20 protein-coding genes and 1 tRNA gene are annotated in these 24,728 nt (G+C 58.8%); 11 read left to right on the top strand and 10 right to left on the bottom strand.

All coding sequences use genetic code 11. The annotated features are described in order from the left end of the window. Window positions 1-146 precede the first annotated feature (146 nt). From ACODTY_RS07070 to ACODTY_RS07055, 4 genes are all read left to right on the top strand, one after another. Window positions 147-1,418 (top strand): nucleotide sugar dehydrogenase, encoded by a 1,272-nt coding sequence (locus tag ACODTY_RS07070; RefSeq protein WP_488993710.1) that lies wholly within the window; start codon window positions 147-149, stop codon window positions 1,416-1,418. A 105-nt stretch (window positions 1,419-1,523) separates the two neighbouring features. Continuing rightward, on the top strand, window positions 1,524-2,135 hold the full coding sequence (locus tag ACODTY_RS07065; RefSeq protein ID WP_488993586.1) for a sugar transferase: 612 nt from the start codon (window positions 1,524-1,526) through the stop codon (window positions 2,133-2,135). Next, window positions 2,132-2,764 carry an acetyltransferase gene (locus ACODTY_RS07060; protein ID WP_488993585.1) on the top strand — a complete coding sequence of 211 codons (633 nt, stop codon included), beginning with the start codon at window positions 2,132-2,134 and terminating at the stop codon, window positions 2,762-2,764. The genes ACODTY_RS07065 and ACODTY_RS07060 overlap by 4 nt, the downstream gene beginning before the upstream one ends. Before the next feature lie 11 nt (window positions 2,765-2,775). Beyond that, window positions 2,776-3,984, top strand: coding sequence for a DegT/DnrJ/EryC1/StrS family aminotransferase (locus ACODTY_RS07055; RefSeq protein ID WP_488993584.1), 1,209 nt, complete (start codon window positions 2,776-2,778; stop codon window positions 3,982-3,984). A 36-nt stretch (window positions 3,985-4,020) separates the two neighbouring features. On the opposite strand, the gene ACODTY_RS07050 is transcribed toward ACODTY_RS07055, so the two are convergent. The 3 genes from ACODTY_RS07050 to ACODTY_RS07040 form a co-directional block, all read right to left on the bottom strand. Next, window positions 4,021-5,157, bottom strand: coding sequence for a Wzz/FepE/Etk N-terminal domain-containing protein (locus ACODTY_RS07050; RefSeq protein WP_488993583.1), 1,137 nt, complete (start codon window positions 5,155-5,157; stop codon window positions 4,021-4,023). Window positions 5,158-5,488: 331 nt separating this feature from the next. Further along, window positions 5,489-5,563 (bottom strand) — tRNA-Gln (locus ACODTY_RS07045). A 108-nt stretch (window positions 5,564-5,671) separates the two neighbouring features. Then, a complete protein-coding gene (locus ACODTY_RS07040; protein ID WP_488993582.1) occupies window positions 5,672-6,016 on the bottom strand; it encodes a VOC family protein in 345 nt (114 codons plus the stop codon). A gap of 306 nt (window positions 6,017-6,322) precedes the next feature. Between ACODTY_RS07040 and ppdK the strand changes: the two genes are divergently transcribed. Continuing rightward, entirely contained in the window at window positions 6,323-8,986 is a 2,664-nt protein-coding gene (gene ppdK, locus ACODTY_RS07035) for a pyruvate, phosphate dikinase (protein ID WP_488993581.1), read from the top strand. A 28-nt stretch (window positions 8,987-9,014) separates the two neighbouring features. On the opposite strand, the gene wecB (ACODTY_RS07030) is transcribed toward ppdK, so the two are convergent. The 4 genes from wecB (ACODTY_RS07030) to ACODTY_RS07015 form a co-directional block, all read right to left on the bottom strand. After that, window positions 9,015-10,169 (bottom strand): non-hydrolyzing UDP-N-acetylglucosamine 2-epimerase, encoded by a 1,155-nt coding sequence (wecB, locus tag ACODTY_RS07030; RefSeq protein ID WP_488993580.1) that lies wholly within the window; start codon window positions 10,167-10,169, stop codon window positions 9,015-9,017. A 61-nt stretch (window positions 10,170-10,230) separates the two neighbouring features. Continuing rightward, a complete protein-coding gene (gene wecC, locus ACODTY_RS07025) occupies window positions 10,231-11,478 on the bottom strand; it encodes a UDP-N-acetyl-D-mannosamine dehydrogenase (RefSeq protein ID WP_488993579.1) in 1,248 nt (415 codons plus the stop codon). Beyond that, window positions 11,471-12,586: a non-hydrolyzing UDP-N-acetylglucosamine 2-epimerase gene (gene wecB / locus ACODTY_RS07020; RefSeq protein WP_488993578.1), complete on the bottom strand. Its 1,116-nt coding sequence runs from the start codon at window positions 12,584-12,586 to the stop codon at window positions 11,471-11,473. Before wecB (ACODTY_RS07020) ends, wecC begins: the two co-directional genes overlap by 8 nt. Before the next feature lie 456 nt (window positions 12,587-13,042). Continuing rightward, window positions 13,043-13,636 (bottom strand): biotin transporter BioY, encoded by a 594-nt coding sequence (locus tag ACODTY_RS07015; protein WP_488993577.1) that lies wholly within the window; start codon window positions 13,634-13,636, stop codon window positions 13,043-13,045. Between the two features lie 112 nt (window positions 13,637-13,748). Here ACODTY_RS07015 and ACODTY_RS07010 point away from each other — a divergent pair, with 112 nt between their 5' ends. Then, entirely contained in the window at window positions 13,749-14,657 is a 909-nt protein-coding gene (locus ACODTY_RS07010; RefSeq protein WP_488993576.1) for an MBL fold metallo-hydrolase, read from the top strand. Window positions 14,658-14,660: 3 nt separating this feature from the next. On the opposite strand, the gene ACODTY_RS07005 is transcribed toward ACODTY_RS07010, so the two are convergent. Together ACODTY_RS07005 and ACODTY_RS07000 are read right to left on the bottom strand one after the other, a co-directional pair. Further along, window positions 14,661-15,446 (bottom strand): DUF1499 domain-containing protein, encoded by a 786-nt coding sequence (locus tag ACODTY_RS07005; RefSeq protein ID WP_488993575.1) that lies wholly within the window; start codon window positions 15,444-15,446, stop codon window positions 14,661-14,663. A 104-nt stretch (window positions 15,447-15,550) separates the two neighbouring features. After that, complete coding sequence (locus ACODTY_RS07000; protein WP_488993574.1) at window positions 15,551-17,179, bottom strand: fatty-acid--CoA ligase; 1,629 nt, start codon at window positions 17,177-17,179, stop codon at window positions 15,551-15,553. A 161-nt stretch (window positions 17,180-17,340) separates the two neighbouring features. On the opposite strand from ACODTY_RS07000, the gene ACODTY_RS06995 reads away from it, so the two are divergent. Beyond that, entirely contained in the window at window positions 17,341-17,697 is a 357-nt protein-coding gene (locus ACODTY_RS06995; protein ID WP_488993573.1) for a hypothetical protein, read from the top strand. A gap of 34 nt (window positions 17,698-17,731) precedes the next feature. Here ACODTY_RS06995 and ACODTY_RS06990 read toward each other — a convergent pair whose 3' ends face one another. After that, window positions 17,732-18,931: an O-antigen ligase family protein gene (locus ACODTY_RS06990; RefSeq protein WP_488993572.1), complete on the bottom strand. Its 1,200-nt coding sequence runs from the start codon at window positions 18,929-18,931 to the stop codon at window positions 17,732-17,734. A 327-nt stretch (window positions 18,932-19,258) separates the two neighbouring features. Here ACODTY_RS06990 and ACODTY_RS06985 point away from each other — a divergent pair, with 327 nt between their 5' ends. The 4 genes from ACODTY_RS06985 to cysQ all read left to right on the top strand — a co-directional run bounded on the left by ACODTY_RS06985 (window position 19,259) and on the right by cysQ (window position 24,501). After that, the gene (locus ACODTY_RS06985) at window positions 19,259-20,605 is read left to right on the top strand and encodes a UDP-glucose dehydrogenase family protein (protein ID WP_488993571.1); all 1,347 of its coding nucleotides are present in this window, start codon (window positions 19,259-19,261) and stop codon (window positions 20,603-20,605) included. 208 nt (window positions 20,606-20,813) lie between these two features. After that, the gene (cysD, locus tag ACODTY_RS06980) at window positions 20,814-21,767 is read left to right on the top strand and encodes a sulfate adenylyltransferase subunit CysD (RefSeq protein WP_488993570.1); all 954 of its coding nucleotides are present in this window, start codon (window positions 20,814-20,816) and stop codon (window positions 21,765-21,767) included. Between the two features lie 3 nt (window positions 21,768-21,770). Continuing rightward, the gene (cysN, locus tag ACODTY_RS06975; RefSeq protein ID WP_488993569.1) at window positions 21,771-23,705 is read left to right on the top strand and encodes a sulfate adenylyltransferase subunit CysN; all 1,935 of its coding nucleotides are present in this window, start codon (window positions 21,771-21,773) and stop codon (window positions 23,703-23,705) included. 10 nt (window positions 23,706-23,715) lie between these two features. Continuing rightward, window positions 23,716-24,501 carry a 3'(2'),5'-bisphosphate nucleotidase CysQ gene (gene cysQ, locus ACODTY_RS06970; protein WP_488993709.1) on the top strand — a complete coding sequence of 262 codons (786 nt, stop codon included), beginning with the start codon at window positions 23,716-23,718 and terminating at the stop codon, window positions 24,499-24,501. The last annotated feature ends 227 nt before the right edge of the window (window positions 24,502-24,728 follow it).

Below are 24,728 nucleotides of genomic sequence, written 5' to 3'. Positions count from 1 at the left end.
GGCCGAATGGAATCGATCATGGGAACAGCAGCTACGAGGCCTTCGGTTAACATTTGTGATGGAAGCACGAAAAGGGTTTTCGTTGCGCGGGGAACGGAATGGGCTAGAAAACGATCACTTTTTCGACGACTGGAGCTTTGATTGTGGTGATTCTCGACAATATCCGAATTGGTGTCATTGGGTTGGGATATGTCGGCCTGCCTCTAGCTGTACTGCTTGCCAAGCGCTTTCCGGTCACCGGGTTCGACATAAGCGCCAAGCGTATTGCGGAGTTGCGGAACGCGCACGACCGTACCCTCGAAGTCACTGAAAGCGAACTGCGTGGTACGACGCTTTCCTTCAGCGACGCTCTTGATGACCTGCGCGCCTGCAATTTTTATATTGTCACAGTGCCAACTCCCATCGACGCCGCCAAACGACCCGACTTGCGTTTGCTCAAGGCGGCGTGTGCGACGGTTGGCAAGGTGATTTCGGCCGGCGATACGGTCGTGTTCGAATCGACCGTCTATCCCGGCGTTACGGAGGAGGAGTGCGTTCCAGTCATCGAACAAGTATCCGGCCTGCGCTTCAATACCGATTTCTTCGCCGGGTATAGCCCGGAACGCGTGAACCCGGGTGACAAGCTTCATACCATCGACAAGATCGTCAAAGTAACCTCCGGCTCCACGCAGAAAACTGCTGACCTGGTCAACGCGGTCTATGCCGCAGTCGTCACCGCCGGCACCTATCGTGCGCCCTCGATCCGGGTCGCCGAGGCTGCCAAAGTCATCGAAAACACGCAACGCGACGTAAACATTGCGCTCGTCAATGAACTTGCGACGCTGTTCCAGAAGCTGGGCATCGACACGATGAGCGTTCTGGAAGCTGCCGGCACGAAATGGAATTTTCTCCCGTTTCGTCCCGGCCTTGTGGGTGGTCACTGCATTGGCGTCGATCCGTACTACCTTACCCACAAGGCGCAAGAGGTGGGCCATCACCCCGAGATCATCATGGCCGGGCGCCGCATCAACGATTTGATGGGGGAACTGGTCGCCTCAAGGTTTGTACGGGCCCTCATTTCAAAAGGCATCGATGCGTCTCGTGCCCGCGTTTTGGTGCTTGGCATCACCTTCAAGGAAAATTGCCCCGACATACGCAACACAAAGGTGGTCGACGTCGTCCGCGAACTATCGGACTACGGGATGGAGGTATCCATTCATGACCCTTGGGCGGATGGCGAAGAAGTCGAGAAGGAATATGGCTTGCACCTAGCCCCGGAGCCATTGGCTGCGGGTTATGACGGGGTAATCGTAGCAGTCTCGCATGATGAGTTCCGCGATATGGGTGCCGGCGGCATACGCGGCTACGTCAAGCCGAACGGCGTGCTTTTTGATATCAAGGGGATGCTCGGTGTTACCGACAGCGATCTGCGTCTATAGCGGAGCCACTTGAGGCAGCGCCCACAACCCGCGGGAGTCAGCAGCAAAAGTGCGATGGATCACTTTCATTACTTGAACATGGTTTGTTGAATCGGTTGTTCCTTTATGAAACGTTCATTTGATATTGTTGCTTCAGCGATCTTGCTGGTTCTGCTGATCCCTGTTTGCCTATCGGTAATGCTTTTTGTTCGGTTGCGACTTGGCAGCCCGATCTTCTTTTCTCAACTTCGGCCTGGAAAAGGCGGCAAGCCGTTTATGATGGTCAAGTTCCGGACAATGCGAGAGGCACGCGATAAGGACGGCAAGTTGCTTGCGGATGCCGAGAGGCTGACATCTTTTGGTCGCTTCCTGCGTTCAACCAGCCTCGATGAATTGCCGGAACTATGGAATGTGCTGAAGGGAGACATGAGTCTTGTCGGCCCACGACCGTTGTTGATGGAGTACCTGCCGCTATATTCACCCGATCAGGCGAGACGGCATGAGGTGCAGCCGGGCATCACTGGCTGGGCGCAGGTAAATGGCCGCAATGCAATTTCCTGGGAAGAGAAATTTGCCTTTGACGTGTGGTACGTAGATAACATGTCCATGTGGCTAGATATGAAGATCATGGCGCTTACCTTGGCAAAGGTTCTTGGGCGAGCCGGCATTTCCGCCGGAGGTGAGGCCACCATGCCGCGTTTCACCGGTAGCAGCCGAAATGGTGCCGGCAGACAATGAGGAAATCGCTTCTGGTTTTGGGATGCGGTGGCCATGGCAGGGTCGTTGCTGACGCCGCTTCCGACTGCGGTTACGAAGAAATTGCCTTTCTCGACGATTCTCCCCAAGCGGAAAGCTTCGCTAGCCCGTTTCCTCTTCTGGGTCCGATTCCCATGGCAGGCCAACTGCTGCGGAAGTGGCCGCAAGCAATCGCTGCGGTTGGAAACAATACCGTCAGGCAAGAGCTTTTTCTTCTTCTGGTGGATCTCGGTTTCCAGGTGCCCTCGATAATCCACCCAGCTTCCGTAATAAGCCGTCGTGCGCAAATCGATGATGGGGTTTTCGTTGCTCCTGCCGCCGTTATCAACATCGGTGCAAAGGTGGCTAATGCTGCCATCATCAATACAGGCGCGCGGATCGATCATGACTGCGTGATCGGTGCCGCCAGCCATGTTGCGCCAGGGGTGACACTTTCGGGTAGCGTCACGGTCGGGTCAAAGGTCTGGCTGGGCACAGGTTGTTCGGTACGCCAGGGCATTACAATAGGTGACGATGCCATAGTAGGTGTAGGTGCGGCTGTCGTGTCTGACCTTGCGCCTGCACGGACCTATGTCGGTGTTCCCGCCAGACTCGTTGAAACGCATCTCTAACGGTTGAAAAAGTGCTCAATACTCCGTTCTCCCCATGGCCGTCCTTCTCCGAAGAAGAGGTTGATGCCGTCTCGAATGTGCTTCGCTCCAACCGCGTGAACTATTGGACCGGCGATGAATGTCGAAGTTTTGAGCGCGAGTTCGCGCAATGGTGTGGATCAAGTCATGCTATTGCGCTCGCCAACGGCACGGTTGCATTAGATATCGCGCTTCGCGCGCTGGACATCGGTCCAGGAGATGAAGTTGTCGTCACCCCACGCACATTTCTCGCTTCGGTGTCGTGCGTTGTGAATGCAGGGGCGACACCTGTATTTGCAGATGTGGACAGGGACACCGGCAATATTACAGCGGCGACGATTGCAGCGGTGCTCTCTGCGCGCACAAGGGCGGTAATTCCGGTGCATCTGGCGGGCTGGCCCTGCGATATGGATCCGATCATGGAACTCGCAGAGCAGAATGGATTCAAGGTCATTGAAGATTGTGCCCAGGCTCATGGAGCGCGCTACAAGGGCCGTTCGGTCGGAACGATCGGGCACATAGGTGCCTGGTCATTCTGTCAGGACAAAATCATCACTACCGGCGGCGAGGGCGGCATGGTCACAACCAACGATGCCGACCTATGGTCCCGGATGTGGTCTTTCAAGGAACACGGCAAGAGTTGGGAAGCTGTTTTCGAACGTGCGCACCCGCCAGGCTTTCGCTGGCTGCATGAAAGCTTCGGCACAAATTGGCGCATGACAGAAATGCAAGCGGCAATTGGCCGGGTACAGGTAGGAAGAATGAGTGACTGGTCCACGGCACGCGAAGCCAACGCCGCAGTCCTTCATAGAGCACTGGCAGCTTTCGCGCATGAAAACGGTCCGGTGCGAATACCGTCGCCGTATGGGCGTCCTGAACTGGGTAACGATTCGCGACACGCCTATTACAAATACTACGCATATGTCCGACCGGAAAATCTGGCTGACGGTTGGTCTCGAGATCGAATCGTCAACGAGATCGTCGCTTGCGGCGTTCCTTGCTATCAAGGCTCATGCTCGGAGGTTTATCTTGAGCGGGCATTCGATAACACAACCTGGCGTCCAAGCTTGCCATTGCGGGTAGCGCGTGAATTGGGTGAGACGAGTCTGATGTTTCTCGTCCACCCAACACTAACACCGGGCGAAATGCAGAAATCGATCGAAGCGATTGGAAAAGTTCTTACGGAGGCACAAAAACCCTAGCGTATTTGGTCCTTAGACGCTCGAATCTGTCGTACCTCAGCTTCGGTCTACCCGAAGCAGCACGATCATAGAGCCCAAAAGGAGACCAAGAAGCACCGCGCCGCCCAAGAAGATGCTGATATTGGGAAACACCTTCTCTGCGCTGGCGCCGATGACGCTGTAATCTGCAATCGGAGCCGTTGCCGGGTCGCTCAGGGGCGACTCATTCAGAAGCTGGGTGAGACGCTCGCTGTCCTTGTTGTTTTCCAATTGGTAGATCTGCCGCTCGAGATCCCGCAGTTGGGTGATAAATGGATCGTTGTCGCTGCGGGTGTTGAGAAGATTGATCTGTTCCTCGAGCGCACGGCTGCCCTGGAGATACATTGGCTGTTCGCCGGATATCACCTGGGTTGAAGGAACGGTAAAAGTTTGCCCGGGAGCAACCGATGAGGGAACCGTAACAGGGTCCTTGATGCCAAGGGTCTCTGCGATCTTGGCCTGCTCCGCGACCATGATGGCTTCGTCCTTGCGAGCTTTTTCCTGCTGGTTCCTGCGTGCATCGATCTCGACCCGCAATTTGGCGATGGCGTCGCCGCGAATTTTTGCACCGGCTGCAATCTTGCCCATTGTGGCTTCGCGGATTGTTTTCGCGACCTCAAGCCCTGCGTTTTCGAGGCTCCATGCAACAAACTTGTTGACGGCTTCTCTGTCGCTTCCCCTCACGCGCATTTCGAAACTGGGTTTCTTGTCCGTCGCGGGTGTGAACCTCACGGTACGCGCAAAAGCGAGGGCGGCGGCTTCTGACGTATCCTTTTGTCCTTCGTCTCTCGCCACGCCGCTTTCCTGCGCTGCCAAGATGAGATGCCCTGGCGATTGTAGGTAGGTGGTGAATTCCTGAAAAAGGCTGTCGCGCGTGTAGGGAAACGCTGATCCCAACACGGGATCTGTCTCGCTATCCACGGTGTTGAGATCGGGCAAGGCGCTTCGCGCCAGCAGGTCAATGTACCCTGCGTATTCGCTTTGAGTGATTGGATAGATGGTCGATTCGGACTGGTAGACATTCGGCGAGGCATAGTACGCCCCGGCGCCGATGAGAGCGGCAAGGGCGGTAGTCGCGAGTATTGTAAGTTTGCCCCGCCAAAGCCTTGAAAGCACGTCACGTAGGTCGATTTCGTTGCCTACTGCGTTGTCCAAACCTGCCCTCCCATGAATTCATGCGATGTTCGAGTACGCGTATGAAAATGATGGGCCGAGGCCCCATTTCAACTTTGGCTATGCCTGCTGCGACTCGCGGTAGTCGCTAGGCGTGTTCACAACAAGGCATGCGCATTCAAGGATGGTTTCGTCTGGCAAGCTAGCGTGTTCCGTCGCAGGCTGCGCCACGGGAAACCGGATACAGAGACGTTACCGGCAAACGTTATCCGCTTCGGCTTCCAATTGCCACCACGCCACAAGCAAGCGTCTTGGCCGGCAATTCCCGCTACCAGCAGTTGAGCTCAAATTCGCCGGCAGTGAAATTGAAAGTTGGCTGGGGCGCCAGGATTCGAACCTGGGAATGTCGGTACCAAAAACCGATGCCTTACCGCTTGGCGACGCCCCAAAAGCCGACGCGTAGAGTCGAACAGAGCGGCCTTATAGGCAGTGCCGGTGAAAAGCACAATCCGGCGCTGCCATCTATGTCGCCGCTTTTTCAGGACGAAGAAGCTGCCTAGATGCCCCACACCGCAAGTTCATTGCCGGCGGGGTCGGTGAAATGAAAGCGTCGCCCGCCCGGAAATGAAAAAATCGGCTTTACGATCCGCCCACCTGCATTCTTGACGCCGGAAAGCGTTTCTTCCAGGTTTTCACTGTAGAGCACCGGCAACGGCTTTGCCGATCCTTCCGCCGCGTTCGTGTGGAAGCCGCCATCCAGCCCTTCGCTGAATGCCGAATAGTCTGGTCCGTAGTCGGTGAACGACCACGAAAACGCCGCGCTGTAGAATGCCTTGACGCTGTCCAGCGAACCCCCGGTTGCAGGCATTTCAAGATAGTCGAGTTTCCCTGTCTGTCTCATGGTAACCTCGTTTGTTCTTATTATGTTCTATTTCTTCCAGAGGCGAAGAGCAAGCGCAAGAGCGGACAATTGTCCGTTTCAATGTGTGAGCGGGCGATTCGTAATCTTGTAGAGGTTTGCTATCCCATTGTTTGCGCGTGGAAATTCATAGGAATGTCTGCGGCTAGGCCTTCAGCCCGTCTTTAATCGATTGTAGCTCTTCTGTGCGGCAGCGAACGCTTGCGTTTCAGGCTCCGGCACCTTATCGCTCCCCGCATCCAGCCCCGATCAGGGGCCTAGTCAATCTCCGAATGTTGGGGACCAGGAATGACGAAGTGGGTGTACACCTTTGGTGACGGAGCGGCCGAAGGCCGCGCTGGCGATAAGGCTTTGCTCGGCGGCAAGGGCGCCAATCTTGCCGAAATGTGCAGCCTCGGCCTACCGGTGCCTCCGGGGTTCACCATCACCACTGAGCTTTGCAACTGGTACTACGCCAACGGGCGCTCCTATCCGCAAGCGCTGGAAGCCGAGATCGATAGCGCGCTGGAGCACATCAGCCGCATCACCGGCCGTCGTTTCGGTGATCCCGCCAAGCTTCTGCTGGTCTCCGTGCGCTCCGGTGCGCGCGCCTCCATGCCGGGCATGATGGACACGGTGCTCAATCTTGGCCTCAACGACGAGACGGTCGAAGCGCTTGCCGCCGATGCCGGTGATGCGCGTTTCGCCTATGACAGCTATCGCCGCTTCATCCAGATGTATTCGAACGTGGTGCTGGATCTCGACCACGAGATGTTCGAGGAAATCCTTGAGGATCAAAAGGCGAGCCTCGGCCATGAACTCGACACCGAACTGACCGCTATCCAATGGCAGCAGGTCATCGCGCTCTACAAGGCCAAGGTCGAGGAAGAACTTGGCGCGCCGTTCCCGCAAGACCCGCGCGAGCAATTGTGGGGCGCCATCGGCGCTGTGTTTTCGAGCTGGATGAACGCCCGCGCCATCACCTACCGGCGGCTGCACGATATCCCCGAAAATTGGGGCACCGCCGTCAACGTGCAGGCCATGGTGTTCGGCAACATGGGCGACACCTCCGCCACCGGCGTTGCGTTCACTCGCAATCCCTCGACCGGTGAGAAGGCGCTTTATGGCGAGTTCCTGGTCAATGCCCAGGGCGAAGACGTCGTGGCAGGCATTCGCACTCCGCAGAACATCACGGAGAAGGCGAGGATCGCTGCCGGTTCCGACAAGCCATCGCTTGAGAAGCTGATGCCTGAAGCGTTCGACGCATTTGTCGAAATCTCGCGGCGTCTCGAAAACCACTACCGCGACATGCAGGACCTCGAATTCACCATCGAGCGCGGCAAGTTGTGGATGCTGCAGACCCGGTCCGGCAAGCGTACCGCCAAGGCGGCGCTCAAGGTGGCGGTGGACATGGCCAATGAGGGCCTGATTACACAGGCCGAAGCCGTCGATCGCATCGACCCGGCTTCGCTTGACCAGTTGCTGCACCCGACAATCGACCCGAAGGCCGAACGCGACGTGATCGGTATTGGCTTGCCTGCATCGCCCGGCGCCGCGACGGGCGAAATCGTGTTCACGTCCGACGAAGCCGAAGAGATGAAATCGGCAGGGCGCAAGGTCATTCTCGTGCGCGTCGAAACCAGCCCTGAAGACATCCACGGCATGCATGCCTCGCAAGGCATCCTGACGACGCGTGGCGGCATGACCAGCCACGCGGCTGTCGTTGCCCGCGGCATGGGCAAGCCCTGCGTCTCTGGCGTCGGTTCCTTGCGGGTCGACCACAAGAACGGCATCTTGATCGCCATGGGCAAGACCTTCCGCAAGGGAGATATCATCACCATCGATGGCGGGTCCGGCCAGGTTCTAAAGGGTGCTGTGCCGATGCTGCAGCCTGAGCTTTCGGGCGATTTCGCATCCATCATGGAGTGGGCTGACAAGACACGCCGCATGAAGGTGCGAACCAACGCCGAAACGCCGGCGGACGCCCGTATGGCGCGTTCATTCGGTGCCGAAGGCATAGGGCTTTGTCGCACCGAACATATGTTCTTCGATGGCGACCGCATTGTTGCCATGCGCGAAATGATCCTCGCCGATACCGAAAAGGGCCGCCGCGCGGCACTTGCCAAGCTGTTGCCCATGCAGCGTTCGGATTTTCTTGAGCTGTTCGAAATCATGGCCGGCTTGCCGGTCACGATCCGGTTGCTGGACCCGCCGCTGCACGAATTCCTGCCCAAGACCGAGGAAGAGATCGCCGAGGTTGCCGACGCCATGCAGGTCGCGGCAGACAAGCTGCGCCAGCGCACGGAAGCCCTGCACGAGTTCAACCCCATGCTGGGTCATCGTGGCTGCCGCTTGGCCGTCTCTTATCCCGAGATCGCCGAGATGCAGGCGCGCGCCATCTTCGAGGCCGCCGTGGAAGCGGGCCGCAAGGCTGGCAAGCTGGTCGTGCCGGAAGTCATGGTGCCGCTGGTCGGTCTCAAGAAGGAGCTCGATTACGTCAAGGCCCGCATTGATGCGGTTGCCCAAAGCGTGATGGAAGAAACCGGCGTCAAGTTCGAATACCTGATCGGGACGATGATCGAGCTGCCGCGAGCGGCGATCCGCGCCCATGTCATCGCAGAAACGGCCGAGTTCTTTTCCTTTGGCACCAACGACCTGACGCAGACCACCTTCGGCATCTCACGCGACGACGCAGCCTCGTTCCTCGAGGTCTATCGGCAGAAGGGCATCATCGATCAGGACCCGTTCGTGTCGATCGACATCGAAGGCGTTGGCGAACTTGTGGAACTGGCTGCCGAAAAGGGCCGCAAGACGCGCCCCGACATCAAACTCGGCATCTGTGGCGAGCATGGTGGCGACCCGGCGTCGATCCACTTCTGCGAAACGGTTGGCCTGGACTATGTGTCCTGCTCTCCGTTCCGCGTCCCTATTGCCAAGCTGGCGGCGGCCCAGGCGGCAGTGCGCAAGCGATAGCGTCTCGTCGGACTGAACTTGCCTTATCTCACGCTTGATCGAGCCTTCGCCTGTTGCGGGCTTGATCGGCGGTCCACCACCTGTTGAGGGCCGCAGCGCAGCGAAATGCTGTTTGCCCGTCCCATAGCGGAATGCGCGTCCTGCTGGGTTCGGCGTTCTTCGCCAGGCGGTTCAGGCAAACCTCCAGTCGGCTGCGCACGTCATAGATGTTGACGAGGCAGTTCGTACCGTCTCGGATGGTGACGGGGCGCTCGGTGGTGTCGCGAAAGGTAAAACAGGGAATGCCCAGCCAGGTCGTTTCTTCCTGAATGCCACCGGAATCCGTCAACACCAGTGCCGATGCCGCGACCAAGTTGACGAACTCCGCATAGCGCAGCGCCGGAACGAGGCGAATGTTGCCGTTCTCACGAAGCCGGGTGTCGAATTTCCACCGCTCCAACTGCTTGAGGGTTCGTGGGTGGGCCGGGAACAGCACGACGGTGCGCTGCGCAAGCCAAAGCAAAAGATCGCAAATCGCTTCGATCGGCTTCTTTGAATCGACGTTGGAAGGTCGGTGGAATGTCGCAACGGCAAATGATCGTGCGGTGAGCTTGTATTGCGTGAGAAGTTCCGCCTGGAGCTCGGATTTGACGGTCGACGACAGCGAATCGATCATGATGTTGCCGACGAACTCGACTTTCTCAGGCGGTTTGCCCTCTCCGAAGATGAGGTTGTTCATCGCTTCTTCGGAAGGCGAAAGCATGAGGTCCGATATCGAGTCGATCACGACACGGTTGATCTCTTCGGGCATCAGCATGTCGCCGCTGCGAAGCCCTGCTTCAAGATGTACGACAGGGATGCCAAGCCGCTTGGCGGCAAGGGTGGTTGCTATCGAGGCATCTACGTCGCCGGATACCACCACCATGTCGGGATGATCCTGCGCACACAACTCTTCGTATCTCGCAATGATCTCGCCCATGCGCGGCCCGTAGCCCGTGGCGGTCAGGTCGAGCGACACCATTTCTGAAATGCCGAGATCATCGAATATCTCGGTCGTCATGCTGGGCGAGTTGTGCTGCTGGATAAAAATCAGCCGCACAGAACACCAGTCCTGCTGAGACAGAACTTTGTGAAGTGGTGCGATCTTGATGATGTTGGGGCGCGTGCCGGCAACGAGATGGATAATGCAGGGGCGTCGTGTCATGACTGGTGTCGAATCCGGCTGATTGCCGATCTTCTAACACCAGTCCGGAAAAACGCGTAATTTAGTTCCAGGACCCGACGCAATCGACCAGATGCTTGCCTTGCAGCTTGGCGCGGTCGACGTTCTTGAACGGCATGTGCGCAACGAGGAGCGCGACCACGTCGCTGCCGGTTACCGCATCTTCGAGCTGTTGCAGCCTGATATTGGAGTGGCCGACCAGGGCATTCGGAAGCTCAGTGACATGGGGCTCTACGACGGTAACATCGTAGCCCTTGTGACCCAGCATCTCCACGATCTCCACCGCAGGGCTCTCGCGTAGGTCGTCCACGTCGGCCTTGTACGAGAGACCCAGGCAGCAAACCTTCTTGCTCCCCGTCTGGTTGAGTGCTGTCTCTATCCTGTCGACAACCGAGTGGGGGCGTCCGTCATTGACGTTGCGGGCTGCCCGCATAACTTGTGTCAGTTCCGGAAATTGCGTGATCAGGAACCAGGGATCGACGGCGATGCAATGACCGCCGACGCCGGGACCGGGGTTTAGTATTTTGACGCGCGGGTGCCGGTTGGCGAGCGCAATCGTTTGCCACGCATCCAGCCCGAGATGGTCGCAGACATTGGCGACTTCGTTGGCGAAGGCGATGTTGACGTCGCGATAGGCGTTCTCGATCAGCTTGACCAACTCGGCCGCAGCCGCAGACGCTTCGAAAATCTGCCCACGCACGAATGTGCTGTAGAGTTCCTTGGCCCGACTGGCGCATTCCGGCGTGATGCCGCCCACGATGCGGTCGTTCTGCACCAGTTCGTAGACCATCCGGCCGGGCAGGATGCGCTCGGGACAGTAGGCCATCGATATTTTCAAGTGGTTTTTGGAGCCGTTTGCCGCGACAAGGTCAGGTCGCTCCTGGCCAATGACCTCCGCCATCTTCTGTGTGGTGCCCACGGGGCTCGTCGATTCCAGGATCACCAGGTTGCCGGCCTTGAGAACCTTGCAGATCGACCGTATCGCCTGCTCGACAAAGGAGATGTCGGGCTGTTTGTCGGGCTGGATCGGCGTCGGGACGGCGACGATGAAGGCGTCCGCCGGTTGCGGCTCGGTAAACGCCTTGAGGCGGCCGCTTCTGACGGTCGAATGGACGAGGCCATCCAGATCGGGCTCGCTGAAATGTGCGCGCGCGGCATTGATGGCGGTAACCGCCTTTGAACTCGTATCGACGCCGAGAACCTGGATGCCACGGCTTGCTATGGTCGCGGCAGTCGGCAGTCCTATATAGCCAAGCCCGATGACCGAGACCGCTTCAAATTGGCTAGGCATTGGCGATGGTCTCCAATATCCGATGCGCTGCGCGGCCATCACCGTAGGGATTGGTGGCGGAACTCGCGCGCTTGTATTCCTCTGGGATGTCGATCAACCGTCGCGCTTCGGCGACAATGCGGCAGGGATCGGTGCCGACGAGCCGCGCGGCGCCTGCCGCGATCGCCTCGGGGCGTTCCGTCACGTCGCGGGTCACCAGGACAGGCTTTCCCAGAGCCGGGGCCTCTTCCTGTATGCCGCCGGAATCGGTGACGATAATGTGAGAGCGGCCCATCAGGTAGACAAACGGCAGATATTCCTGCGGATCGATCAGGAATACGTCGCTGACGCCGGCCAGCGTTGCCTTGGCTGCTTGCTGGACATTCTCGTTGAGGTGAACGGGATAGACGACCTGGATATCGCCTTTTGAAGCAAGGCTCACCAGAGCTTCGCACATGCGGCGCAGGCCGTCGCCAAAGTTCTCGCGGCGGTGGCCGGTGACAAGCACGAGCTTCTTGTTTGGATTCAGGAAGGAGAACTTGTTGCGAAACGCCTCTTCGGCGATCGGGTCGGACCTGATGAGTTCGGAAGCCATCAACAGGGCATCGATGACGGTATTGCCCGTCACGACAATGCGTTCGTCGGGGATTGCTTCTTCGATCAGCGCGTTGCGCGCGCCTTCGGTCGGTGCAAACAGCCACCGGGCTGACACGTCGATGACGCAGCGGTTCATTTCCTCCGGCCACGGGCGCCAGACGTCACGTGTGCGCAGACCGGCTTCGACGTGACCCACCGGAATCCGTTGGTAGAACGCGGCCAGAGAGGCTGCCATTGCGGTTGTGGTGTCTCCGTGCACCAGCACGAAATCCGGCTTCGTATCGGCAAGGACCTTGCCCAACCCCTCGAGTACGTTGACCGTCACATCCGTCAGCGTTTGACCGGGCTGCATGATGTTGAGGTCGATGTCGGGAACGATGTTGAATGCCTGCAAAACCTGGTCGAGCATTGACCGGTGCTGGCCCGTCACGCAAACCACCGTTTCAAAACGGCCGTCGGCCCGAAACGCCTTGATGACGGGAGCCATCTTGATGGCTTCCGGGCGTGTGCCAAATACAATCATCGCCTTCATGCGCAAGCCCCAAGCCAAACCCAACGGGCCGGTTGCCGGACATTTCGCCGAATGGGAATGCTCGTCGAGTGGTGTTTCAAGCCGCCGCGAACCTGCCCCTGGACCTCAGTTCACGCGGGTCGGCGTTGCCTTGTTGCCAGTGCCGCCTCGCAGAGCTGTTTCCCGATTTAGCTCCTTGTCCTCATGATCTAACTGATACCCTACGAGGAGCCCGGAAATCTCTACTCTCAATGGCCTAACAGGGCCGGGTACGACCTAGCCCATAAGGCGAAGTGCGTACCCGCCATTCCGACGTCGGGAGGTATCGGAGCCGTTGTCGATCTGCACATGCTATCGAGGCGGTACCGGTGGCATCCGCCAACTGGGCAGCCTTTGCAAAAGAAAACGCCCGGTACGTGCGCACCGGGCGTTGGCATTCTTTTCTGTGTTGCGCCGGGTGTACCGGCGCGGACTTGGTTACTTGCGGCGCGGCAGCAGCGACCATACGGCCGGCACCAAACTGGCGGCCAGTGCAACCTTGACAAGGTCGGGCACGATGAACGGGACGACGCCGAACTGCCAAGCCTTTTCGGCCCCGATGATCGTCGCAAGCCATGCAAAGCCCATAGCCATCATGATGACTTCCGCGACGAGCAGCGCACCGAACAGCTTGAACGGGTTACGGTCGAAGCCGCGATCGGCAGCCCAGCCGGCGATAGCGGCCATGACCACGAAGCCGGCCAGATAGCCGCCGGTGGTGCCGACCATGTAGGCAAGACCAATGCCCTTTTCAGGCGTGCTCTGGAACACGGGGAAGCCCATCGCACCTTCGAGCATGTAGAGAACCAGCGTCGCGACGGCGAGCCGCATGCCAAAAGCCGCTGCGATCAGGAAGATCGCAAGCGTTTGCAGCGACATATCGACGGGGCCAAGCATGACTTTCGTCTTGGCCGAGAGCGTCAGCAAGAGCGTTCCGGCAATGGCGAGGAACAACTGGGTGACAAGCCTGGCGGCACCTTTTTCGGGCAGAGCCAGTGAAACAAGCGGACGCATCGTTGTTGCAATTGCCATGTTCTTCCTCAATCCGTTTGGCCAGAGCGCAAATGCGCTTCGGGTTTCCCCTATATTGTCTTCCGTGATATGCGGCAAACGATTTTGCCCGTCTTGCCTGAGTAAATAGGCTATGCCCCTCAAATTCGATACGAGTTTTCAACCGGCATACGGCAAGGCAGTTGCCGTCGCGTCAGGCGTGCAGCGCGTTACCGCGCCCAACCCTTCGCCTTTCACCTTTCATGGCACCAACAGCTACCTGATTGGCCACGATTCGCTGGCCGTGATCGATCCCGGCCCCGACGACGACTCGCACTTGCAGACGCTGCTTGCAGCCATTGCCGGCCGGCCGGTCAGCCACATCTTTGTCAGCCATACCCATCGCGACCATTCTCCGCTCGCTGCGCGCTTGAAGGCCGAAACGGGAGCGGTGGTCGTAGCCGAGGGGCCGCACCGTCCCGCGCGCCCGCTAAGGATTGGTGAAACAAATCCACTCGACGCCAGTGCCGATACCGAGTTCAAGCCGGACGTGGCCATGGCGGACGGTGCCGTCATCGATGGAGACGGTTGGTCGATCCGCGGGGTCTTCACCCCCGGCCACACGGCAAATCACCTGGCCTTTGCCCTTGAAGGTCGCCGTATCCTGTTTTCTGCCGATCATGTCATGGCCTGGGCGACTACCATCGTTGCACCGCCGGACGGGGCGATGGCCGACTACATGGCGTCTCTAGACTTGTTGCTCGAACGCGATGACCGTCTGTTTCTGCCCGGCCACGGCGGGCAGGTGAGTGCGCCGCATGCCTTCATGCGCGGTTTGAAAGCGCATCGGAAAATGCGCGAGCGCGCCATCCTCGAGCGGGTCAGGAAGGGCGACCGCACCATCAAGGCGATGGTGGAGGCGATCTATCGGGACACCGATCCGCGTCTTCACGGTGCGGCGGGGCTCTCTGTCCTTGCCCATCTCGAAGATCTGGTAGCGCGCGGCATCGTCGTTACAGAAGCGAGCCCATCGATCGACAGCGTCTATTTCCCTGCGAACTGATCTCTACTCGGTCGAGGTGGTGCCGATCTGGCCGACCACTTCCTGATCCAGTTCCGACAGGAATTTCACGATGCGGGCAGCATTGTCGCCAAGGTCGTGTCGGCCATAGCGCGAGGCCGAGCGCATATCGACATAGCTCGTCTCGCCTTCGCTGGTTACGCGGATTGCAACATCGGCGGGCAGTTCGAGCACGAAGCTCTTTGCGACAGCGTTGACGACCGCATCGCTGGCATTGGTATCGGATGAAGGCAAAGAACCTTCGACCTGCCATCCCTGTCTCGCGAACACGGCTTCGACAGAATCGACGGTTTCCTTGAACGGAAGCTCGTAACGCCGGCCCGTCACCAACGGATAAGCCTGCGCCTGCAAGCGCCGTTCGCCGGGCGTGGTCGGTGCCGGCATCCCGCTTGCACTTTCCTTGGCAGTTGCGAGCGAAGGCGGATCTTCCAGATCGGTGGAAATGTCCTTTAGCGGCGGGTAGATCGTTGCCCAGTAGGCTGCAACCGCAAATGGAGCCAGGACGACGAGCGCCAAGAACGCGCCCACCATCAGGTCGTGGCCGCCCCGGTCGCCAAAAGTCCACAACCTTGAAAAAGCAAAGCCGGCAAACAGCAATGCGAATGCCGCAAGCAGCGCTACTAGAGCCAGAACCCAGAGGAACGCGGGCGTTTCCACAAGGTTGAAATGGTGTCCAACCCATGCCGTCGACAAAAGGACGAGGGAAAAGGCACCCGTTCGGCGTGACCAGCCCGCGGCTTTCGACGTCTGCCTGTCAGGATATTCGCTCATTGCCTGCCAAAGACCGTTTCGCACTTTCCGGCCAGATGCTTAGCGCATGATCCGGCAAAGTTGAATGCCGGGTCGCAAGAAGTTGGCGGATATGTTGGTGCCCGTCAGGCGGTTGGCAAACGATAATCCTTGAATTGTTCCCGCAGCGCCGTCTTCTGGATCTTTCCTGTGGCCGTGTGCGGAATTTCGCTGACGAAGGCGACATCGTCGGGCATCCACCATTTCGCGACTTTGCCGTCCATGAAGCCAAGTATCTCGCTCTTGCTGGGTTCCTTGCCCGCCTTGGGCACAACGACAAGCAAGGGCCGCTCGTCCCATTTCGGATGAATTATGCCGATAACCGCAGCTTCCGCGATGTCGGGATGGCCGACCGCGAGGTTTTCGAGGTCGATGGTGGATATCCACTCGCCCCCGGACTTGATAACATCCTTGGCCCGATCGGTGATCTGCATGTAGCCATTGGGGTCGATGAAGGCGACGTCGCCGGTGTCGAACCAGCCGTCTTCGTCGAATTGTTCCGCGCCCGCGCCGCCATAATAGGCGCGTGCCACAGCCGGACCACGCACCTTGAGCCGGCCGAAGGTCTTGCCGTCCCAAGCATGTGCGTTGTCGTGGTCGTCAGTTACCTTCATCTCCACCCCGAACGGCGCGAACCCTTGCGTCTTCTGGATTGCCAGCCGTTCTTCGCCTTCCAGGTCCTGGGTTTCGGGCTTCATCGTGCAAAGCGTTCCAAGCGGCGACATTTCAGTCATGCCCCACGCATGCACCACCTCGACATCGTAGTTGTCCTGGAATTTCTGGGTGATGACGCGGGGACAGGCAGACCCGCCGATTACCACCTTGTTGAGGAATGGCAGTTTCTTGCCGGTCTCCTCAAGATATTGCAGCAGCATCAGCCATACTGTCGGCACGGCGGCGCTGAACGTCACTTTCTCGGTGTCGAGAAGTTCATAGATCGAGGCGCCGTCCATCTTTGCGCCGGGCATGACAAGCTTCGCGCCGATCATTGGTGCGGCTTGCCCGAGCCCCCACGCATTGGCGTGGAACATGGGAACGACCGGCAAGATGACGTCGCGCGCCGATATTCCCATTGCGTCGGGCATTGCCGCCATCATGGCGTGCAGCACATTCGAGCGGTGGCTGTAGAGAACACCTTTAGGGCCGCCGGTGGTGCCCGAAGTGTAGCACATGCCGGCTGCGGTATGCTCGTCGAACTCTTTCCACTGGAAGTTGCCGTCCGCTTCGGCCAGCCAGTCTTCGTAGCAAACTGCGTTTGCAAGGGCGGTTTCAGGCATGTGCGCACGGTCAGTCAGAACGATGATCTTGGTCAATGATTTGACCTGTCCGGCGATCTTTTCCAGGAGCGGCACGAAGGTCAGGTCGACAAAGATCGCCTTGTCCTCGGCGTGGTTCATTATCCAGGCCAATTGCTCCGGAAAGAGCCGCGGGTTCAGCGTATGGTAGATGGCGCCGATACCCATGATGCCGTACCACGCTTCGAGGTGGCGGGCGCTGTTCCAGGCAAGCGTTGCAATCCGGTCCCCCAGTTGGAAACCGTCGCGCTCAAGCCTCTGCGCCAGCTTGAGCGATCTCGTGCGGATGTCGGTATAAGTGGTGCGGACGATGGGGCCTTCGATCGAGCGCGTGACAATTTCCCGCTTGCCGTGTTGGGTCGCGGCCGCGTCCAGTACCTTATGGCAAAGCAGCGGCCATTCCTGCATCAATCCGAGCATGATGTTTCTCCCTGAATGCATTGTGGAACGAACCGCAGAATTGTCGAGTCGCCAATGCCGTCGGTTAGGTCGAATTGGCTACGATGCGCGCCATAATGCAGCCATTGTCGACGTAAATCTTTTGTGAGGCGGGGCTGGTCAGCGAAATGCACGAGGTTTGCATGGACGCGCAGCTTGATGAAAAGGCACTGGAGAAGAGCTTGGCTGATAGCCTTGGCGATCTCGTGCCAGAAGAGCGAACCGTTTCCGAAGACGAGTTCGTTGAGATCGTCGGCCAGGCTTTGGAATTGGTCGGCGGCGAAATGCTGTTCAAGATGTGTATTGATGTTGGTGGCCGCAGCGAATTCGTGGCGGCTGCAACGGTCGGCAGCGACTCAAAGCGTCAGTTCCTGCTTCTCACCCTGCCTGTCAACGGTGGGACACTGAAGGTTGAGACAGCATCGAAGAGCACGAATCCGGTAGCCGGTATAGCACCTGCTTATGCCGGATTGATGGACGTTTTCCAGGCCGCCGCCTGACTAGCAAACATATGGGATTTGCCTGATTGCACGATCAGGAGGCGGGCGGTTTTGCGTTGGCTCTGATTGCGTCCGACACTGAACCAGCCGGTATGGATGCTGCAATCAGTATGGCGCAAAAGACGAAGAACGCATCCATGATGTCATGTTTGAACATGATCTGCGTCATGCCGGAGACGGCGTAGGAGGTGGAGACGATAAGCGAGAGACAAAACCGCATCCGGTAGTTGGCATCGCGTGGAGCGCGCCATGCGATGAAAACCGGCGCGCACAAGACCGCAATCAATGCGGTCAATGTCAGGATGCCGCCGTCGAGGGCAAAAGAAAGAAAGCCGTTATGTGCGTGGGTAAAGCTGCGGATCGGTAGGTCGTCCTTGGACAGTTCCGGCACCAGCGACGCCATCCTGTTTTGAATGCCGTGGCCCCAGAAGGGCGATTCCAGGAAAGCGTCACGTCCTGCTTCCCAAAGCCTCAGTCGTTCGCCGATGCTTTTCGTCGTCTGCTGCCCCATCAGTATGCGGTGAAACTCGCGGACCGTTTGTTCCCAACGCCAGTCAAGCATCCTCTGAAAACTGTAGAATGCGATTGTTGCGGCAGTCAGTATCGCAAGGCTGATCGGGCGGACGACAACGGAGCGCCAGCGCGCGGGATCGAACAGGAAAAGCAGGAAAAGGACCGGAAGCAAGGCAATGGCAACGCCCCGGGTAAGCGACATGACCAACGCTACGGTGCCGCCAACGACTGCGGCAATTGCGAGGAGTTGTCGGGCTTTGGAGGCGGATGCGATGTTCAGCCCTCCTATTCCCATCAAGCAAAGCGACATGATCGAGAACACCGCAGCGTTGCCTGCGCCACCCTCCGAGCGAACGCCGGACAGTCCCGATTGTATGAGCGCCAGGAAAGCCGCGATCACGGCGCCGACAGCGGCACCGATGAGATAAGGCGAAAGAAGATCAATGCCCTTGGTGGCCCTTAGCCTGGGAATGACAACCCAGGGCGCGAGGAACGCCAGAAGCCAAATTATAGAATGCGGGATGTCAGACCGGTTCGGGCCAATCAGGGCGGTCAGCACGATCGACGCGGCAAAAGCGGTAAACGTAACGGCCAGCACCCGGTCGGAGCGAGTCATCTCGAACTCGAACCGCTGCAACGCAAGCGAAAGAACGCCCCATACGAAGAACGAGTAGAGCATGACGGAAATCACGCTCCCGCCGACTGCTGGAAGCGCTCCCATCAGAAATATCGAAATGACGTTGTTTCGATCGATGCCGTTCTTTGGCAACGCCATACCAAGCGTTTTCGATCCGCCTAGGACACCTACGTTCACATCAAGACTTTGCAATGATTCGCCAATTCAAACGATAGTCTACTCAAAATGTGGTCGCATTGGGCGTTGAACGCACGAATGGCGTCAGGTGTGTCCCGCCATGTCGTCAAGCTTTCACAAGAGACATGTAAATCGCCGTATCGGCCTTTTAAGGGGCTGCAGCGCGAGCGCAACGATCAAGCCGTCGCTTACGCAAATTTGCACAATCATTCCTTTCGCCCACAAGGAAGCAAATTGAAAGTAACGATATTCGGAACCGGATACGTTGGTCTTGTGCAGGCCGCAGTTCTGGCTGAAACCGGCTACGATGTTGTTTGCGTAGACGTTGACCAGAGCAAGATCGAAGCCTTGCAGCGGGGCGAGATCACACTGTTCGAGCCAGGTCTGGAAAAGCTCGTTCGTGAAAACAGCGAAGCTGGAAATCTTCGTTTCACAACCAGCCCGGAGATGGGCGTGCGCGGCCGCGATGTCCAGTTCATTGCCGTCGGAACGCCATCCGGCGAGGACGGCTCGGCTGACCTGCGCCACGTCCTTGCGGTAGCCGATACCATCGCTGCGCACATGGATGATCGCAAGCTCATCGTGGTCAAATCGACGGTGCCCGTCGGTACCGGCGACAAGGTTCGCGACCAGATCGCAAGGCGACTGAAGGAGAGGGGACGCGAAGACATTGTCTTTGATGTCGTTTCCAACCCGGAATTTCTGAAGGAAGGGTCGGCGGTCGATGACTGCATGCGGCCTGACCGTATCATTATCGGTGTGTCGAGCGCCGACGCTGAGCAGTCACTGCGAGAACTCTACGCGCCGTTCAATCGCAACCGCGAAAAGATCATCGTGATGGACGTCCGCAGCGCCGAGCTCACCAAATATGCGGCCAACTGCATGCTCGCCACGCGCATCAGTTTCATGAACGAAATCGCCAGCCTGGCGGAAATGCTGGGCGCGGATATAGAGCGCGTTCGCCACGGCATCGGCTCCGATCCGCGCATCGGCTACCAGTTCATTTACCCCGGCCTAGGCTACGGCGGTTCATGCTTTCCGAAAGACGTCCGCGCCCTGATCCAGACATCGGAGGAAATCCGCTTCGGTGCGTCTGTCCTGAAGGCAGTCGAGGAGCGCAACAACCGGCAGAAGCTGGTGCTAGTTGACAAGATCACGCGGCACTTCGGCGGCGATGTTTCCGGCCGCACGTTTGCGCTGTGGGGACTGGCATTCAAGCCGAACACCGATGATATGCGCGAAGCACCTGCAAGGGCGACGATGGAGGCGCTGTGGCAAGCCGGCGCCAGTGTTCAGGCACATGATCCCAAGGCCATGAACGAGTGCCGACGCCTGTATGGCCACCGCAATGATCTCGTTTTGTGCGAGACCAAGGAAATGGCACTGCAGGGTGCCGACGCCCTGATCGTTGCCACCGAATGGAAGAGTTTCCGCGTCCCCGATTTCGGCATGATGAAGTCGGCAATGAAACAAGCGGTCATCTTCGACGGACGCAATGTCTACGATCCGGCCATCGCGACGCGGCACGGCTTCGAACTTTACAGTGTAGGCCGCAGTGCCCACAGGCCCCATCTTGGTTAGCCAGCCTTCCCCGGCCATCGACGCCGCCATACGGTTTGAATTGCCTCAGCCGCCTCTCAAGTTTTTTTGCCCGAATTGCCGTATATGTAGAAAAATCATTTCAACCTGACGGTGGAATGAGCGGGACCGACGTTGGCTGTTGGATGGGACGCGGATAGAAGACAGCCGCAGACAACTCCAAGGATGCTACGACTGCCGATCGGGCTTGGTGGCCGGCGAACAAGGGCGTACATCCGGGAAAGGAACGAACGCAGCCATGAACCTCGCGCTTACCCACCTGCAACGGCTGGAAGCAGAGGCTATCCATATTTTCCGCGAGGTTGCCGCAAACTTTTCCAAGCCGGTGATGCTCTATTCGGTGGGCAAGGATTCCTCGGTCCTTATGCATTTGGCCCTCAAGGCGTTCTACCCGGCCAAGCCTCCGTTTCCCTTCCTTCACGTCGATACGACCTGGAAGTTCCGCGAAATGATCTCTTTTCGCGATACGATGGCCAAGCAACTCGGCTTCGATCTGATCGTGCACATCAACGAGGAAGGTGTCCGCGACGGCATCAATCCGTTCGATCACGGCTCCAACACGCACACCCACATCATGAAGACGGTGGGGCTCAGGCAAGCGCTCGACAAATATGGCTTCGACGCGGCCTTCGGTGGCGCGCGCCGCGACGAGGAAAAGTCGCGCGCCAAGGAACGCATCTTTTCGTTCCGCAACGCCCAGCATGCCTGGGACCCGAAGAACCAGCGGCCGGAGATGTGGAACATCTACAACACCCGCATTTCCGCCGGCGAATCGATCCGTGTCTTCCCGCTCTCGAACTGGACCGAACTCGATATCTGGCAGTACATCCTGCAGGAAGGCATCCCCATCGTTCCGCTTTATTTCGCCAAGAAGCGGCCGGTGGTCGAGCGCGACGGCATGCTGATCCTCAAGGACGACGACCGCATGAAGCTGCGTCCCGATGAGCGCATCGAGGACAAGATGGTGCGGTTCCGCACGCTGGGCTGCTACCCGCTGACCGGTGCGATCGAATCCGACGCCGACACGCTGGAAGCGATTGTGGGTGAAATGCTGACGGCCCGCACCTCGGAACGGCAGGGACGACTCATCGACCGCGACGAATCCGGCTCGATGGAAAAGAAGAAGCGCGAAGGATATTTCTAAGCCATGCGCCATGTCTCCGCCGACAATCTGACAGCGTCCGACGATATTCGCGACTACCTCGCATCGCAGGAAAAGAAGTCGCTGTTGCGCTTCCTGACCTGCGGCTCGGTTGACGACGGCAAGTCGACGCTGATCGGTCGCCTGCTTTCCGACACCAGGCAAATCTTCGAGGATCAGCTTGCAGCGCTTGAGCGCGATTCACGCAAGCACGGCACCACCGGCGACGATGTCGACTTCGCGCTTCTGGTCGATGGCCTCGAGGCCGAACGCGAGCAGGGCATCACCATCGACGTTGCCTACCGTTTCTTTGCCACGCCGAAGCGCAAGTTCATCGTTGCCGACACGCCCGGCCACGAGCAGTACACGCGCAACATGGCAACAGGTGCCTCGACCGCCGATCTCGCCATTGTGCTTGTCGATGCGCGCCAGGGCATTCTGCGCCAGACCCGACGCCATTCGGTCATCGCTTCGCTGCTCGGCATCAGGCACATCGTACTGGCCGTCAACAAGATCGACCTTGTCGATTTCGACAAGGCCGTTGTCGACACAATCGTCGCTGATTACGTGCAGTTCTCGCAAACACTCGGCTTCCGCTCCGTCGCGGCCATTCCGATGTCCGCCCGCTATGGCGACAACGTCAGCAAGCGCTCGGAAAACATGGCTTGGTACGATGGGCCAACGCTGATCGAACACCTCGAGACCGTCGTGGTCGACGATGTGGCAAACGAACTGCCGTTCCGCTTTCCGGTGCAGTATGTGAACCGGCCCAATCTCGATTTTCGCGGCTTTGCCGGAACGATTGCCTCGGGGTCGATTGCCAAGGGCGACGAGGTCGTGGTCGCCAAGTCGGGCACCTCGGTCAACGTCAAGCGCATCGTCGCGCATGGCGGCGATCTTGAGAGTGCGGTTGCCGGGCAGGCGGTGACGCTGGTCCTTGATGAGGAGGTCGAGGTTTCGCGCGGCAATCTGCTGGTTGCTCCATCCGCGCGCCCGCAAGTGGCGGATCAGTTTGCCGCCAACATCGTCTGGTTCGATGAACAGGCTCTGTTGCCGGGGCGTTCCTACATTCTGCGCACCGAGACCGATCAGGCGAGCGCGACAGTCACCGATCTCAAATATCGGCTCAATATCAACGACTTCGCGCAAGAGGCGGCGAAGTCGCTGGGGCTCAACGAAGTCGGCGTCGTCAACATTTCGACCCGCTCGCCGATTGCCTTCGATCCGTTCGCCGAGAACCGTTCGACCGGCGCGTTCATCCTGATCGACCGCATCACCAACGCGACTGTTGGTGCCGGCATGATCCAGCATTCGCTGCGCCGCGCCGACAACATCCATTGGCAGTCGCTTGATGTCGACAAGCGCGCCCGCGCGGCGTTGAAGGGCCAGCGCCCCGCCGTGTTCTGGTTTACCGGCCTCTCCGGTTCGGGCAAGTCTACGATTGCCAACCTGCTCGACAAGAAGTTCCATGCCACCGGCCGCCACACCTACATTCTTGACGGCGACAATGTCCGTCATGGCTTGAACCGCGACCTCGGCTTTACCGATGCCGACCGCGTCGAAAACATCCGGCGTGTGGCGGAAGTCGCCAAGCTGATGGCCGATGCGGGCCTGATCGTCATCGTCTCGTTCATTTCGCCGTTCAAGGCCGAGCGGCGTCTGGCACGGGAATTGATGTCCGGCGAATTCGTCGAGGTGTTCGTTGACACGCCGTTCGAGGAATGCGCCAAGCGTGACCCGAAAGGTCTGTACGCACGGGCGCTCAAAGGTGAGATCAAGAACTTCACCGGTGTGGACTCGCCTTACGAATCGCCCGAGAACCCGGAGATACACCTGAAAACCCTTGGACGGACGCCCGAGGAAATGGTGGAGATGGTGGAACGGTGGCTGATTGAGCGCGACATTGCCCAGGACCAGTACGACAGCGGTGCCGGAATCTGACGACAGAGCCATCCTCGCAATCTTCGAGCAGCTGGCCCTCGAGGCAGGTCGCGAAGTCATGCGCGTCTACCACGCGGGCTGCAACGTCGACAGCAAGGCCGACAGCACGCCTGTAACCGAAGCCGACCGCGCCGCCGAAAAAATCATTCTGGCCGGGTTGCGGGCTGCCTTTCCCGACATTCCCTGCGTGGCCGAGGAAGAGGCTGCCGCAGGCATCTTGCCCGATCGTCTGGGGCAAGCCTTTTTCCTCGTCGATCCGCTTGATGGAACAAAGGAATTCGTTAAGCGCCGCACCGATTTCACCGTCAATATCGCGCTTATCCGCAATCGTGTGCCGGAAATCGGCGTCGTGTTCGCGCCTTGCACGGGCCGGTTCTTTTGCGGAAGGCCGAACCATGCCGAGGCGCTTTGGGTCAGCGAGGATTTCGTTGTCGTCGCTCGCCAGCCCATTTTCGCGCGGGAGCCCACCCTGCCTTTGGCGGTCGTCGCCAGTCGGTCTCACAACACGCCTGAAACCGAAGCCTATATCCGCAGTCTGGGCGCAGCCGAGATCGTGTCGGTCGGCTCGTCCCTGAAATTCTGCCTGGTTGCCGCCGCCGAGGCCGACGTCTATCCGCGTTTCGGACGCACCATGGAGTGGGACACCGCCGCCGGCGATGCCGTGCTGCGGGCGGCAGGCGGCATGACGCGCAAGCTCGATGGTTCGCCATTGACGTATGGCAAGCGCAATCAGGACCACGACGAGGATTTCGCCAATCCCCATTTCATCGCCAGCGGAGCCCCGAAGATTTCGTAAAGTCGGGGATCGCCAGCGCAGCCACTATGGCCGGAATGGGGTTCCCTTCGGCTTCGTCATCCTCGGGCAAGCCTGAGCGTAGCGAAAGGCGCGACCCGATGATCCATGCCGTGAGGTTCACTGTGGAAGGGGCGGCTCAGAATGAGGAGCATTCTTTTGCGCCTTTTGCGCACTGCCGTTTGGTCACGGCATGGATCCTAGGGTCTCCGCAACGGCCTTCGGCCTGC

It is taken from the genome of Mesorhizobium sp. FG116, from assembly GCF_057809835.1.
Note: the sequence above shows the minus strand (reverse complement) of the source record. Positions and strands in the feature narration are given on the sequence as shown.

What these genes read in the sequence shown, in the direction of transcription:
- ACODTY_RS07065 (WP_488993586.1), top strand. Translation starts at nt 1,524, where the DNA reads ATGAAACGTTCATTTGATATTGTTGCTTCAGCGATCTTGCTGGTTCTG.
- ACODTY_RS07060 (WP_488993585.1), top strand. Translation starts at nt 2,132, where the DNA reads ATGAGGAAATCGCTTCTGGTTTTGGGATGCGGTGGCCATGGCAGGGTC.
- ACODTY_RS07040 (WP_488993582.1), bottom strand. Translation starts at nt 6,016, where the DNA reads ATGAGACAGACAGGGAAACTCGACTATCTTGAAATGCCTGCAACCGGG.
- ppdK (WP_488993581.1), top strand. Translation starts at nt 6,323, where the DNA reads ATGACGAAGTGGGTGTACACCTTTGGTGACGGAGCGGCCGAAGGCCGC.
- wecB (WP_488993580.1), bottom strand. Translation starts at nt 10,169, where the DNA reads ATGACACGACGCCCCTGCATTATCCATCTCGTTGCCGGCACGCGCCCC.
- wecC (WP_488993579.1), bottom strand. Translation starts at nt 11,478, where the DNA reads ATGCCTAGCCAATTTGAAGCGGTCTCGGTCATCGGGCTTGGCTATATA.
- wecB (WP_488993578.1), bottom strand. Translation starts at nt 12,586, where the DNA reads ATGAAGGCGATGATTGTATTTGGCACACGCCCGGAAGCCATCAAGATG.
- ACODTY_RS07015 (WP_488993577.1), bottom strand. Translation starts at nt 13,636, where the DNA reads ATGGCAATTGCAACAACGATGCGTCCGCTTGTTTCACTGGCTCTGCCC.
- ACODTY_RS07010 (WP_488993576.1), top strand. Translation starts at nt 13,749, where the DNA reads ATGCCCCTCAAATTCGATACGAGTTTTCAACCGGCATACGGCAAGGCA.
- ACODTY_RS07005 (WP_488993575.1), bottom strand. Translation starts at nt 15,446, where the DNA reads ATGAGCGAATATCCTGACAGGCAGACGTCGAAAGCCGCGGGCTGGTCA.
- ACODTY_RS07000 (WP_488993574.1), bottom strand. Translation starts at nt 17,179, where the DNA reads ATGCTCGGATTGATGCAGGAATGGCCGCTGCTTTGCCATAAGGTACTG.
- ACODTY_RS06995 (WP_488993573.1), top strand. Translation starts at nt 17,341, where the DNA reads ATGGACGCGCAGCTTGATGAAAAGGCACTGGAGAAGAGCTTGGCTGAT.
- ACODTY_RS06990 (WP_488993572.1), bottom strand. Translation starts at nt 18,931, where the DNA reads ATGGGAGCGCTTCCAGCAGTCGGCGGGAGCGTGATTTCCGTCATGCTC.
- cysN (WP_488993569.1), top strand. Translation starts at nt 21,771, where the DNA reads ATGCGCCATGTCTCCGCCGACAATCTGACAGCGTCCGACGATATTCGC.